Source organism: Peribacillus folii (genome assembly GCF_030271255.1).
GTDB lineage: Bacteria > Bacillota > Bacilli > Bacillales > DSM-1321 > Peribacillus.
The window spans coordinates 263,043-276,339 of record NZ_JASJOM010000001.1; the positions used below are offsets into that span (position 1 = coordinate 263,043).

General features: G+C 44.1%; 15 protein-coding genes and 1 other annotated feature. All 15 genes read right to left on the reverse strand.

Annotated elements, in window-relative coordinates; genetic code table 11:
* Positions 1 to 48: 48 nt before the first annotated feature.
* The 15 genes from rplT to mutM all read right to left on the reverse strand — a co-directional run bounded on the left by rplT (position 49) and on the right by mutM (position 13,279).
* Positions 49 to 408, reverse strand: a complete 360-nt coding sequence (gene rplT, locus QNI08_RS01290; RefSeq protein WP_034309067.1) for a 50S ribosomal protein L20 — start codon at positions 406 to 408, stop codon at positions 49 to 51.
* Between the two features lie 35 nt (positions 409 to 443).
* On the reverse strand, positions 444 to 644 hold the full coding sequence (rpmI, locus tag QNI08_RS01295) for a 50S ribosomal protein L35 (protein ID WP_034309070.1): 201 nt from the start codon (positions 642 to 644) through the stop codon (positions 444 to 446).
* A 34-nt stretch (positions 645 to 678) separates the two neighbouring features.
* Complete coding sequence (gene infC, locus QNI08_RS01300; protein ID WP_057911473.1) at positions 679 to 1,179, reverse strand: translation initiation factor IF-3; 501 nt, start codon at positions 1,177 to 1,179, stop codon at positions 679 to 681.
* A gap of 98 nt (positions 1,180 to 1,277) precedes the next feature.
* Positions 1,278 to 1,414: a sequence feature (ribosomal protein L20 leader region), on the reverse strand.
* Positions 1,415 to 1,541: 127 nt separating this feature from the next.
* The gene (locus QNI08_RS01305; RefSeq protein WP_285765621.1) at positions 1,542 to 2,036 is read right to left on the reverse strand and encodes a GNAT family N-acetyltransferase; all 495 of its coding nucleotides are present in this window, start codon (positions 2,034 to 2,036) and stop codon (positions 1,542 to 1,544) included.
* A 42-nt stretch (positions 2,037 to 2,078) separates the two neighbouring features.
* The gene (locus tag QNI08_RS01310) at positions 2,079 to 2,249 is read right to left on the reverse strand and encodes a hypothetical protein (protein WP_285765622.1); all 171 of its coding nucleotides are present in this window, start codon (positions 2,247 to 2,249) and stop codon (positions 2,079 to 2,081) included.
* Positions 2,250 to 2,339: 90 nt separating this feature from the next.
* Positions 2,340 to 4,271, reverse strand: a complete 1,932-nt coding sequence (gene thrS, locus QNI08_RS01315) for a threonine--tRNA ligase (RefSeq protein WP_285765623.1) — start codon at positions 4,269 to 4,271, stop codon at positions 2,340 to 2,342.
* 420 nt (positions 4,272 to 4,691) lie between these two features.
* Positions 4,692 to 5,525, reverse strand: coding sequence for a sporulation protein YtxC (gene ytxC / locus QNI08_RS01320; RefSeq protein ID WP_285765624.1), 834 nt, complete (start codon positions 5,523 to 5,525; stop codon positions 4,692 to 4,694).
* 121 nt (positions 5,526 to 5,646) lie between these two features.
* Positions 5,647 to 6,585, reverse strand: coding sequence for a primosomal protein DnaI (gene dnaI, locus QNI08_RS01325; protein ID WP_285765625.1), 939 nt, complete (start codon positions 6,583 to 6,585; stop codon positions 5,647 to 5,649).
* Positions 6,569 to 7,984, reverse strand: coding sequence for a replication initiation and membrane attachment family protein (locus QNI08_RS01330; protein WP_352231184.1), 1,416 nt, complete (start codon positions 7,982 to 7,984; stop codon positions 6,569 to 6,571). Before QNI08_RS01330 ends, dnaI begins: the two co-directional genes overlap by 17 nt.
* A gap of 64 nt (positions 7,985 to 8,048) precedes the next feature.
* The gene (nrdR, locus tag QNI08_RS01335) at positions 8,049 to 8,510 is read right to left on the reverse strand and encodes a transcriptional regulator NrdR (protein ID WP_285765870.1); all 462 of its coding nucleotides are present in this window, start codon (positions 8,508 to 8,510) and stop codon (positions 8,049 to 8,051) included.
* Between the two features lie 224 nt (positions 8,511 to 8,734).
* A complete protein-coding gene (gene speD, locus QNI08_RS01340) occupies positions 8,735 to 9,115 on the reverse strand; it encodes an adenosylmethionine decarboxylase (RefSeq protein WP_061142319.1) in 381 nt (126 codons plus the stop codon).
* A gap of 800 nt (positions 9,116 to 9,915) precedes the next feature.
* Positions 9,916 to 10,953 (reverse strand): glyceraldehyde-3-phosphate dehydrogenase, encoded by a 1,038-nt coding sequence (locus QNI08_RS01345; protein WP_285765627.1) that lies wholly within the window; start codon positions 10,951 to 10,953, stop codon positions 9,916 to 9,918.
* Positions 10,954 to 11,108: 155 nt separating this feature from the next.
* Complete coding sequence (gene coaE / locus QNI08_RS01350; protein WP_285765628.1) at positions 11,109 to 11,708, reverse strand: dephospho-CoA kinase; 600 nt, start codon at positions 11,706 to 11,708, stop codon at positions 11,109 to 11,111.
* Between the two features lie 30 nt (positions 11,709 to 11,738).
* Positions 11,739 to 12,371: a sporulation membrane protein YtaF gene (gene ytaF, locus QNI08_RS01355; RefSeq protein ID WP_285765629.1), complete on the reverse strand. Its 633-nt coding sequence runs from the start codon at positions 12,369 to 12,371 to the stop codon at positions 11,739 to 11,741.
* 77 nt (positions 12,372 to 12,448) lie between these two features.
* Complete coding sequence (gene mutM / locus QNI08_RS01360) at positions 12,449 to 13,279, reverse strand: DNA-formamidopyrimidine glycosylase (RefSeq protein WP_285765630.1); 831 nt, start codon at positions 13,277 to 13,279, stop codon at positions 12,449 to 12,451.
* Between the last annotated feature and the right edge of the window lie 18 nt (positions 13,280 to 13,297).

Sequence of the window (13,297 nt, forward strand, 5' to 3'; positions counted from 1 at the left end):
TGTAAAAAGCCACCCTCTAAAAAAGAGAGTGGCTGATATCAGTCAGACTTATTTGTCCAATTGTTGTTTAGCAGCAGTTGCTAATTGAGCAAAAGCTTGTTCGTCAGCAACAGCAAGATCAGCAAGCATTTTGCGGTTCACTTCGATACCAGCAAGCTTTAGACCATGCATTAAACGGCTGTAAGAAAGACCGTTGATGCGTGCAGCTGCGTTGATACGAGTGATCCAAAGTTTGCGGAAATCACGTTTCTTTTGACGACGGTCACGGAAAGCATAGTTTCCTGACTTCATTACTTGTTGGTTAGCTACTTTGAAAAGAATATGTTTCGCGCCATAGTAACCTTTAGCTAATTTTATTACCTTTTTACGACGTTTGCGAGTAACAGTACCGCCTTTTACACGTGGCATGTTATTTCCCTCCTATTTAACTCGATAAATCGAACTTATTTAATGTTGTCTAGCATATGACGAATACGTTTGAAGTCACCTTTGCTTACAAGGCTAGCTTTGCGAAGCTTACGCTTTTGCTTAGTAGATTTGTTAGCAAATAAATGGCTTGTGTAAGCGTTAGAACGCTTAAGTTTGCCGGATCCAGTCTTTTTGAAACGTTTAGCAGACCCGCGGTGAGTTTTCATTTTAGGCATAAGGTATTCCTCCTCATTACAAATTACTTTACAATTACTTTTCAGCTTTTGGTGCTAAGATGATGAACATGCTGCGTCCATCCATTTTTGGGTGTTGCTCGATTGTAGCCACTTCTTTACATGCTTCAGAAAAACGAACGAGTACACGTTGACCAATTTCCTTATGCGTAATGGCACGTCCTTTGAATCGGATAGAAGCTTTTACTTTATCGCCTTTTTCAAGGAATTTAATACCGTTGCGAAGCTTCGTATTGAAATCATGTTCTTCAATCGTCGGGCTCAAGCGAACCTCTTTCAGACTGATGACCTTTTGATTTTTACGTGCTTCCTTGTCTTTCTTTTGCTGCTCGAAGCGGTGTTTTCCGTAGTCCATGATCCGGGCTACCGGAGGCTTTGCATTTGCAGCAACTAAAACTAGATCAAGATTTACACGAGCGGCAATTTCCAATGCTTCGAATTTCGTTTTAATTCCAAGTTGTTCTCCGTTTTGGTCAATAAGACGAACTTCACGGGCTCGGATGCCCTCGTTTACCATCGCGTCTTTACTAATAGTTAGCCACCTCCAAAGATATTGGCGAATACGAATATTTGAATCAATTCGGTCACGCTCACAACTCGCTTACAGGATATAATCATAATAAAAAAGTGTGGATGCATGCTGCACCCACACTGATAGACTCATTCAGAAAGATCCAAATAATCAAATCATGACCTGTTAACTGCATTGCTTGCGTCAACCAGGTGAGAAGCGGGTGCTTCTTCTTTTCCTCAAACACGTATTCAATTCACTTTAGAAATATATCATAAACACTGATGACTTGTCAAATGCTAATTTTATTCGTTTTTCACAACAAAATTAATATTATCAGACATTCTGTTATTTGACAATATGTTTTTTCAAAGTAATTTGGACAAAAAGTATTCATCATGATACTTCCCATCAAAATACAGCGATTCACGCTTTACGCCTTCTTGTTCAAACCCCATCTTCGCATAAAGCGAACGGGCTTGGGCATTATTTGCGATGACGGACAATTCCAGGCGCCGGATGCGGTTCATGCGGGCAAAGGCCTCCATCTCCTGGAACAGACTTGCCCCGATTCCTTTCCCGCGATCCCCTTCCCTGATGCCGATGACGATCTTGGCAGAGTGCCTCGTTCTTTCGAGCCCATTCCCGGCTAACAGTAAATAACCATGGAGATCATGGCCGCTCGCAGCAACAAGGAATACGGAATGGGGATACTTTTCAATTTGCTCCAATTGTTTTTCCATTTGGATACCTGTCGCTTTCCTTTCACCCGGATTGAACAGCATATATCCTGAATCTTCAACATGATTGAACAAAGCTGCCAATGCTTCGGCATCTTGGCTTGAAGCCTTTCTGATTTCCATTAGCCGTCATTCCTCCCTTACTTGAAGCCGAGCCATCCAATGTTACGAGTTTTCTTTCGATTTTTTCTTTTTCTCGATCGAATCCCAAGAAAACAGGATAATCCAAAAAAGCAGGACCGGGACAATCGCATACTGGCGATAATCGTCCAACACCAATAAAATGATGATGGCAAGAAATGTTGGCCCAAATAGATATGAGAATTTCTTCTTCATTTTGATCCTCCTTTTCAATGTTGTAGTGGTCTCATTTTATCATGACTGAATGACAAGGGGGACACAATAATATGTGCCCCCCTTTTAGCCTTAGCGGCTTACTTCCGCTTTGATCGCTGCAACGAAATCTTCAAAAGCGATCGTTTCGGATTTTTGTTCACCATATTTACGTACATTCACACTGCCCTCTTTGGCCTCATTATCGCCGACGACGAGCATGTACGGGATTTTTTGCATTTGTGCTTCACGGATCTTGTAGCCGATTTTCTCGTCACGTGTATCCAAATCGACACGGATGCCCTGCGCTTTAAGTTTTTCCTGCACTTCTTTCGCATAATCGAGATGCACTTCAGGAGAGACCGGAATCACCTGTGCCTGGATAGGTGCCAGCCAAGTCGGGAATGCACCCTTGTATTCCTCGATCAAGTACGCGACAAACCGTTCCATTGTCGAAACGACACCGCGGTGGATGACGACCGGACGGTGCTGCTTGCCATCTTCCCCGACATAATTCAAATCAAAACGCTCAGGAAGCAAGAAATCAAGCTGAACAGTGGAAAGCGTTTCGTCCTTTCCTAAGGCAGTACGCACTTGGACATCAAGCTTCGGACCGTAGAATGCCGCTTCACCTTCCGCTTCGAAATAATCCAATCCAAGCTCATCCATGGCATCCTTTAACATGCCCTGCGCTTTTTCCCACATCGCATCATCATCAAAATATTTTTCTGTATCTTGCGGATCGCGATAAGACAGACGGAAGGAATAATCCTTGATATCGAAATCTTTGTATACCTCAAGAACCAGATTCACAACACGCTTGAACTCTTCTTTGATTTGATCGGGACGGACGAATATGTGGGCATCATTCAACGTCATCCCGCGTACGCGCTGCAGGCCGGAAAGCGCACCTGACATTTCATAGCGGTGCATCAAGCCCAGTTCGGCGATTCGGATTGGCAATTCGCGATAGCTGTGGATGCTGTTTTTATAGACCATCATGTGATGCGGGCAATTCATCGGACGTAAAACGAGCTGTTCGTTTTCCATCTCCATGACCGGGAACATGCCGTCCTGGTAGTGATCCCAGTGTCCGGATGTTTTATAAAGGTCCACGCTTCCCATTACAGGTGTGTAGACATGGTCATAGCCAAGTCGTTCTTCCTTATCGACAATATATCTTTCGATTGTCCGGCGAATTGTCGCACCCTTTGGCAGCCACATCGGCAGCCCTTGCCCGACTTTTTGTGAGCTCATGAACAAGTTCAATTCCTTGCCGATTTTGCGGTGATCCCGTTCCTTCGCTTCCTCGAGGAACCGCAGGTGCTCGGCCAATTCTTCTTTCTTATAGAAAGCCGTTCCATATATACGCTGCAGCATTTTGTTTTTGCTATCGCCTCTCCAGTAGGCACCGGCAATGCTCAAAAGCTTAAATTCCTTTATTTTCCCAGTTGACGGGACGTGAATGCCGCGGCATAGGTCAAAGAATTCACCTTGCTCATAAAGCGTTACTTGCTGCTCGGCTGGTATCGCATCGATCAGCTCCAGTTTATACTCATCGCCGATTTCCTTAAAACGGGAAATGGCTTCATCACGGCTGACCTCGATCCGCGAGATTTCCAGGTTTTCATTCACGATTTTCTTCATTTCTTTTTCAATCAATGGAAGATCTTCAGGAGTCAATGATTCCTCTAAATCGATATCATAGTAGAAACCGCCCTCGATGACTGGTCCCACACCGAATTTGGCATGTTTGTACAGGCGCTTGATGGCTTGGGCCATTAAGTGAGCCGTACTGTGACGCAGCACTTCAAGTGCATCCGGTGCGTCCTGTGTAACGATTTCGATTGTCCCATCCTCTAAAATCGGACGTTTCAAATCATATAATTGGCCATTGAATTTCCCGGCAATGGATTTTTTTCTTAATCCAGGACTGATCGATGCAGCGATGTCTTCAGTTGTTGTGCCTTTGGCAAACTCCTTAACCGCTCCGTCAGGAAAAGATATTTTCAGTAATTCAGACATTCAGTTTCACTCCTTCTTATTGTTCAGACAAATTCCTTCAGGCAGCTGATTTCAATGAAACACAAAAAGCCCGCCCCTGTATACATACAGGGACGAGCTTAGTAATAGATATCATTAACCCGCGGTTCCACCCTCGTTCCACTTTGCTTATCATGGCAAAACGGCACTCGTAACTTGGTAACGGCAGCTTCCCGTCAGCTCATAGTCGCAAAAAATGCCTGCTTTCCGAGCCGAAGTTTAAAGGTGGTAAGTGTTCCATGCGAATAGGAAGCTTTCAGCCTGCGGCTCCCCTCTCTGATAATCGGCGATCAGAATACCCTTGTCCTCATCATAACTTTTGTTTTTTACTAGTATGTAGGAAATTATAAGTCGTTATACGGGGAAAATCAAGGTTAATTTTCTCATTCCGAATAAAGTCATTCATTTTGCCTGGGAAAATGACGAAAGTGGCAGGACCATCGCCCGCTCTTCAAAAATCCTTGAGATCGTTTGGATCAATCCCTCTTCCTTGTCATCTGTATAGATATATAAGTTGACGGGTGCGATCGATAGCAGCGGGGCCAGTATCACCGTGTCGAGAAAAAGTGAGCTTTTGGCAAGCAGCCTCCTGTCGATCAAGCGATTGATTTCCGGACGGTCAAGCTTGGTGAATGTATGATCATAGAAGTGAAAACCATCACGGTTGACCAAGTGAAGCGATATGAATTTCGACTCTTGCCCAATGAGGCAATCACGGAGCGTAGCGATGAAATTTTGATAGTCCTGTTCCAATTTGTATTCATCGATCGCCTTGACCACATATTTCTCCAATGTGTGGTGGAATGATTTTAAACGGAAGGTGGTGAAGGAATCGAATGAAAAAGATACCCTTCCCTCCAATATGCTTTGCAGCCCCTCCTCGATCGATCGTTTCTCCCTATCGAATGCCGCATCTCCATTCACGGACCTTTCCCCATCTATGATCGACGAGGCTATTTCGATGATCGCTTCGATTTCTTCCCGCTCCCTATAGAAAAACTTGCCGACGATGATTTGTTCAAGTACGGATAGCGTCTTTTCTTCCAATAAAAATGAATGAAATGAGTCACGAAGCAGGATCAACCACTTTTCACCTGAAGACTCTGTCATATCCATATGCAGTCCTTGTTGCCGAAGAAATCGAATGTATGGTCGAAATTCTGCCCCTAACGGATGGACAGAAACGAAATCCAGCAATTTCAATGCCTCTGAATCATTTTGAAACGAAATTTGCACTACGACATCCCCCCTTCCCCCTTGGTTCTTTTTTCAAGTATATGGGGATGGGGACATGTTTAGAAGTCGATGGCGCCCGGATTAAAGAAAAAAGTGACCTCTAATCAGAGACCACTTTCCTTTATCTTCTGCGGTTCGTTCCATCAAGTCTTACAGGCTCCGCTAAATATTTAATTCTTTCCAAAACCCGTGCCGCCTTCACTTCTTCCTTCTCACCGCGCTGTGAAAAGGTCAGGTGATTCTCCAGGCCATTCATATCGAAATTCGAAGTAAAAAACGTCGGCAGGTTTTCCAGCATCCGAAATTGCAAAATCGGGCCGAATACCTCATCACGCCCCCAGCTCGTCATTGATTCTGCCCCGATATCATCCAACATGAGCACCGGTGCCGTTTTCACCATCTCGATTTTTTCGTTGACGGTATTATCACCGATCGAACCCTTAAGTTCCCTTAAATAATCGGGCACATAGACAATGAGGGAGGCAATTTGCCTTTGGGCAAGTTCATTGGCGATCGCACCAAGCAAGTACGTCTTGCCAACGCCGAACTTCCCGTAAATATATAAGCCCTTTTGCCGTTTTCCCGGTTCATATTCCATGATGAACGTGATCGCTTTACGCAAAACATCCAAGCGTTTGTTTTCATCATCCGTTTGGGTGAAATCCTCGATCGATGCCGTTAAAATATCCTTAGGAACGTAAAGGCTGCGAATCAATTTTTCCCTTTTCCGTCTTTCATCCTCCGCGAGCTTCCGCGGGCAGACTTCATAATGCAGATTCAACGCTTTGCCTTGAACGACCAATTTCGGATAATACCCATGCATCATATTGATGCACCCATCCAAGTTCGGGCATTTGTCACACTTATTGCTTTGAGAAGTGAATTCATAAAGCTTACCCAGGTTTTTATCGATCATTTCCTTCGTGACAGTCGAACTGTTGGCATTCAAGAATAACCGAATCTGCTCGTTTTCAAAAATTTCCTGTTTCAGCTTTTCGTAACGCTGTTGAAATTGGTTCGTATTCGCCAATTTGTTAAGGGATCTATTGATCTTTTCCATCTTTCATTTCACCTCCTGCTTTCCACAGCTTCCATTTTTCCTGAAGATCGCGTTTTTGCGCATCCAATTCAGGCTGGTTTTGGTTCTGCTCCTGCACGTCTTCATCCTTTTTCTCAAGCCATTCCGGAACCACTTCTTCCCGAATCGTCTTTTTCCGTCCGCCTTTGGCCGCATTCCTGCTGCCTTGAGCCCAGTCCTGATATTTCCGATGTTCATTTTTAGCCAGCTCCATCGCCTCGATGACGGTGGAAACCTTCAGCCGCGCCCAATGGCCAGCGAGCTTCTCCACGTAGCCCTTGGTGAATTTCATATCCGTTTTAAGCATGACATATTCAATCAGGACATTGACGACACCAGGATTCAGCTTTTGATTGATCATCACGCCTTCCACCACCTTCAAATCTCCGCTTGATGGCTCCGCACCGCCTGATAATTGCATGAGCCGTTCACGAGGTGAAATGGTCTCCAAATGACGGATCAGCTCTTGCTCCTGAGTTTTCGGTTCTTCTTTTTGTGTCCGTTCACGAATCGGCTGCACCCGATTGACAAGGGACGGCATATCAGCCTGCCGTTCGATTTGGTACCAATCCCTGGCCGCTTTTCTTAGTTTCTCCTCATCGATCTCATCATCCAATGAAACGGCATCCATCACTAGTTTTTGCATTTCGAGAGGATCAATGCCATATAAAAAAGCAAGTTTGGCAATCGTCCCTTTGATTTTTGGCGTAAAGGCCTTTTTAGGTACGATTGAAGATTTCATTCCGGCAAATAACAGCTCGAAATCGAATAGGCTGTCAAATCCCGATGGCTCGACTCCCTCCACCCGTTCAATGAATTGCTGTTCGGGTACCGGTTTCCATTCATTTTTCGCTTCATCGGTGACATATAGGGAGTCCAAATGATCGGATGAGAAAACTTCCGTGAAAGACTTCGTCACCCGGTCATATTGATCAGTCTGGATTTGATCATCACAAAAGAATCGCTTCAACCGGTTGAATTGCACTTTACCGATTTTTTTGTATAAGTAAATATTCAGCATTCCATCGGTGAAAAACTGCTGAGGGGACAGCGGCGGGTTCAATTCATAGATGAATTCCTTCGAATCGTTTTTCGATTGCTTATACACATTCAGCAACCCGATTCCCTCAAGCAATAGACGCGCTTCATAAATATCACCTAACTTCAAGCCGATGGTATTCATTAATTGATAATGGGAGGAGGTTTCCGACCATAGCCTGTTTTCCTCCAGCTCACTCCAAAGCGTCATGTATAGGCTGATGCAGATAGGTCCGATAAGAGGTTGATATAGACGGGTCAGTACTTTCCGATCATAATCATGAAGCAGCCCCGCGGATGAGACCAAGTATGAATCCGCTGGAAGCAATTCTTGCCAATGCATTGACATCTCCATTCAAACCTTTCAAAAGATGTAGTGAAAAAAGAGCCAAAGTGAATCTTCAGCTCTACTTTCTTTCTTTATTAATCAAATCTTTTAATTCATCGATAAAAACATTGATATCTTTAAATTGCCGATAGACGGATGCGAACCTTACATAGGCAACCTCATCGACTTCCGCCAGCTTGTCCATCACCATTTCGCCGACATAGTCGCTTTTCACTTCCGATATGCCCTGATTGCGTAATTCCTTCTCTACATAACTGGTAATTTGCTCTAGCTCTTTCAAGGGAACCGGACGTTTTTCGCAAGCCCTGATCAATCCACGCAGCATTTTATCCCGACTGAACTCTTCCCTTGTCCCGCCTTTTTTGACTACAATAAGCGGTGTTTCCTCAACCTTTTCAAATGTCGTGAATCGAAAACCACATGCCTCACATTCACGGCGACGTCGAATCGATTTGCTTTCATCGACAGGCCTGGAATCGAGCACTCTTGTTCCGTTATATTGACATGATGGGCATTTCATCATTATCAGCTCCGTATTTTATGTAGGACTCCGCTATCTAAATGTTCCCCAAGTAGTTAATCTTCTATTTCAATCTTATATTAAAAGGAACGGCCAGTACAAGTAAAAAGTGTAACTTGAAGGCTCCAGCCGCTTCTCGCCTTTGCGCGCCGCACCGTCAGAAGCCGCTAAATCTTTGCATTAAAAAAGAGATGCACCCATGGCATCTCTGTGTATACGTTTTTTTATAGGGCACTTATATTGGTTTTTTTCATTTGTACAGGACCTAATCCACGTGGCAATTCGATGTTTTCACGTGTTTGCGCATTTAAAGCTTCTGCAATATAATCTGCCGCAATATTCGGATCCAAGTTACCGCATGTATAGACATCAATGCTCGCATAGCCGTGCTCTGGAAAACTGTGAATCGTCAAATGTGATTCGGAAATGATGACGACCCCGCTGACCCCTTGTGGAGCAAACTTGTGAAAGGCAACTTCGCGCACCTCTGCACCTGATTTCAAAGCAGCATCAACAAAAATCTTTTCAATCAAATCGATATTGTTCAGTTTTTCAAAGTCACAACCCCAAAGTTCAGAAATGACATGTCTACCCATTGTTTCCATAGTGTAAGCTGTTTCCATATTAAGCTTCCCCCTTACAATGATTTCAATTAGTTCTGATAACTACCACGGGGGAAAGTTAGTCCAAAGAGGTCCTAACCCTTTAAGTAGCCATCATGCAAACCGTCTTTTGAAGAAGTTCACGATTCATAGTATATATTGTTTGAATTTTTTTTGCAACTCCAAATTTGAAGTTTTGGAAAGATAAACTGCTTATGGAAAAGCAATAACAGCTTTTTGGACAGCCAGGATTGCCTGTATTCCAGTTTATCGCTGCCCCTCATAACTGCATCAAATTATATTTTTAAAAAATCGGCATAGAAATGTGGGACTGAACTGATATTGACCGTACATTTCCCTAAATGCATAGGCGGATGGAACGATCTTCGAGCTTAGACTTTGCACTGTTATTCGAATCGGATCCTCATAAAAATTGCGCTTTTCACACGGAATGGGGGAGCGTTATTCGTCAATTTCGTCCGTTACACTCCCATTCAGCTCGGGTCCTCCTCATAATCACTGCCTTTTCCCCCTCTTTTGGAGCTTTACTCGCTAATTTGAACACTTTACTCGCGAGTTCGGCACTTTTACTCGCGAATTCATCGATATTACTCGCGAGTTTCGTTTTTCATCGAAATGGAGTACATCGCGCTTGTTACATGCTTCCCTTTTCGTTATCCATCATCGAAAGAAAGCAGAACCCATAAAAAATGCTGCCTGCAAAGTGCAGACAGCATCTCCTTCAAATTACCCAGCCTTGTAATCCATGTTTTAAGATCGTATATTTCAAGACTTTTGCAGGATTATTTTACTGATAATTGGACTTCTGACGTTTTTTTCAATTCGGATGCGACCAATTTCACAAGATCGACTACCCGGTTGGAGTAGCCCCATTCATTGTCATACCAAGCTAGTACTTTCACTTTCCTGTCTCCAATCATCATCGTTGTCAGACCATCGATGATGGCGGAATGCGGATTGGTTTTGAAGTCGCAGGAAACCAGGGGTTCAGTCGTGAACTCCAATATGCCCTTTAGTTCATTTTCGGAAGCATCGATGAATGCTTGATTCACATCATCAATCGTCACATCACGGTTTAAATCCACGACAAGATCGACCAAGGACACGTTAGGTGTAGGGACGCGGATTGCCATTCCGTGAAGCTTGCCTTTTAATTGCGGCAGCACAAGGGAGATGGCTTTTGCAGCCCCAGTCGTCGTAGGAATGATGCTTTCCGCAGCAGCACGGGCGCGTCTTAAATCTTTATGCGGGTTATCGATATTATTTTGGTCATTCGTATAAGAATGGATCGTTGTCATCAAACCGTTATTTATGCCGAATTTCTCATCAAGCACTTTCGCAACGGGCCCAAGACAGTTCGTGGTGCAGGATGCATTGGAAATGATAAAATGCTTGTCAATTTCCAGCACTTCCTCATTGACGCCCATGACAATGGTAACGTCTTCATTTTTTCCCGGCGCAGACAATATCACCCGTTTTGCCCCTGCTTCCAAATGAAGAGCCGCTTTGGAGCGTTCATTGAATTTGCCTGTAGCTTCAATTACGATATCTATGTTCATCTCTTTCCACGGCAAAAGCTTCGGGTCACGGTTATTGATTAGTTGTACCCGGCGGCCATTCACAACAAGTGAATCATCTTCCGCAACAATGATGCCGTCGAATTTACCATGTATCGTATCATATTTTAGTAAATGGGCTAAAGTTTCAGCAGGATAGCTTGCATTGATTGCAACAATGTCCAAACTCTCATCTAATATGGCCTTTCGGAAAACCATCCTTCCAATTCTCCCAAATCCGTTAATTGCTATTCTTGAATTCATCGTTCGGACCCCCTGAAAATAATGTTATACTTATTACCTCTTATATGTAATTAGTATAACATAATTAACTTTAATTGTGCTAATAAAAATGCGGATTATTAGTATTTTTTCAACACAAAAGGAAGAAACCTAATGGTTCCTTCCTTTTATGATGACTATATGACATGCCAATCGTTGAGTACGGCCCTAACCTGACTCTTCGTATCTTCGAGTCGGCCATCATTATCAATGACCGCATCCGCTAAAGCTCTTTTATCGGCCAAAGGCATCTGTGAATGAATCCGTGCAAGGGCATCCGCTTCCGAGAGGCCATTCCTGTTCATCAAGCGCTCCAATTGGACTCGTTCATTCACATATATCAAAAGCGTTTTTTCGACCATGTAGGTCAGCTTACTTTCGAATAATAGCGGAATGTCCATGAAAACCGTTTCCTTGCCTGCTTCAAGCGCTTCTTCCGTTTTGAGGCGCATCCACCTTCTTACGGCTGGATGGACAATGCCATTGAGCTGCAGCCTTTTTTCCTCGTCATGAAAGATTATCGACCCTAGCTTGGCGCGATCGATCGTCCCATCCGCCAATAAAATGCCTTCTCCAAATGCACTTACCACTTGACCATAGGCTTCTTCACCAGGCTCAACGACAGCACGGGAAGCCAGATCTGCATCTATGATCGTGAAACCGAGCTCCTGTAAATAGAGGCTGACCGTGCTTTTCCCGCTGGCAATGCCTCCGGTTATTCCGATGATTTGTCCCATAAGCTCCCCCTTATACATCCTATTTCTCTATCATAATTTGAATAATCCGATTAACATCAGGAGCACACCCGGAAGAAAGGTCAAATGCTGGACCACTTTGTTATTTGAAAGTAATTTCCCGCTTTGAATCCCGCTCCATATGAAGATGGAACTCATGACGGCGATGCAGCCCGCAAGGATGATGGGGGAAATCCCGATCATGGCCGCCCCTACACCGGCACCGAATGCATCCAGGGATAAAGCAAATCCCAATACGAGCGCTTCGACTCCGGTGATCGTGCCTGATTTATCGAAATCGGCATTCAATGGTTTTTGTAAAATATTGATGACGACCCCAAGTGATTTAATTTCAAAATTGAAGATGATTTTTTCGTGATATCTATCATCCTTCTGATCTTTATCCGGCTTGAAATATTGGTATACCATCCAGGCACCAAGGAAAATGAGAATGATGCCTCCCGTTTTTTCAGCTGCACCGATGGATATGAGCTGACTGATGAATTGCCCGATGACCATCGCTATGCCTAAACTTAAAGCAGAACAAAATGAGATGACCGCTATGGACTTAAGCGGTATTTTCATTTTCCGCATACCAAATGTCATGCCTACACCGAAGCCGTCGATACTAACTGCAAATGCAAGAAAAATAATCTGTAGCCACATCGGAATATACTCCTTCCCTTCTCGTTGCTACCCTAGTATATGGAAGGAGCCCATCCGATGTGTGTGGAATGCATGAGTTAAATGAATGGCTGGCATGATGGGCAAATATGTGTGCCGCGCCCTGCTACAACCAGCTTTTCAAGCGGCGTACCGCAAGTCTTGCAGTCTTCGCCTTTTCGTCCATAAACATTCAGTTCCAACTGAAACATGCCGATTTGACCTTGGGAGTTGATATATGAACGGATCGTGCTTCCTCCCTTTTCAACAGCTTCAGCTAATGTCGCAATGATTTCGGCATGCAGCTTTACAATTTCCTCCAAGGAGAGTGTGGAGGCTTTCCTCTCCGGATGGATGCCTGAACGAAATAAAGACTCGTCCACATAAATATTCCCAATTCCCACGACAACCGTTTGATCAAGGAGCACCGGTTTGATTTTCCTATTGGTCCTGGCCAATTTCGCCCGAAGTCCCTCAACGGTGAAATTCTCGGATAACGGTTCAGGGCCCAAATGCACCAAAGGCAATCGCTCCAATTCTTCACCTTTGGCAAACAGGTGCATCGTGCCGAATTTACGAACATCGCGGTAACGAAGCTCACTGCCGTCCGTGAACTTGAAAATCACGTGTGTATGTTTATCGTATGGTTCATCCTTTTGATGCACCCCATATTTGCCTTCCATCCTTAAATGCGAAACCATCGAATATTCATCCAAGGTGAAAATGAGGAACTTGCCCCTCCTGCCTATTTCGTGAATCGTTTGCCCCTTCAAGGCATCCTGAAACTGTTCGATGGGCTCGGGTGCTTTAATGATCTTTGGCCAGAAAACGGACACTTCCTCGATCTCTTTTCCAAGTACAAGCTGCTCTAACGTTCTTCTGACTGTTTCCACTTCTGGAAGTTCTGGCATTTCTATCACCTATCTTTC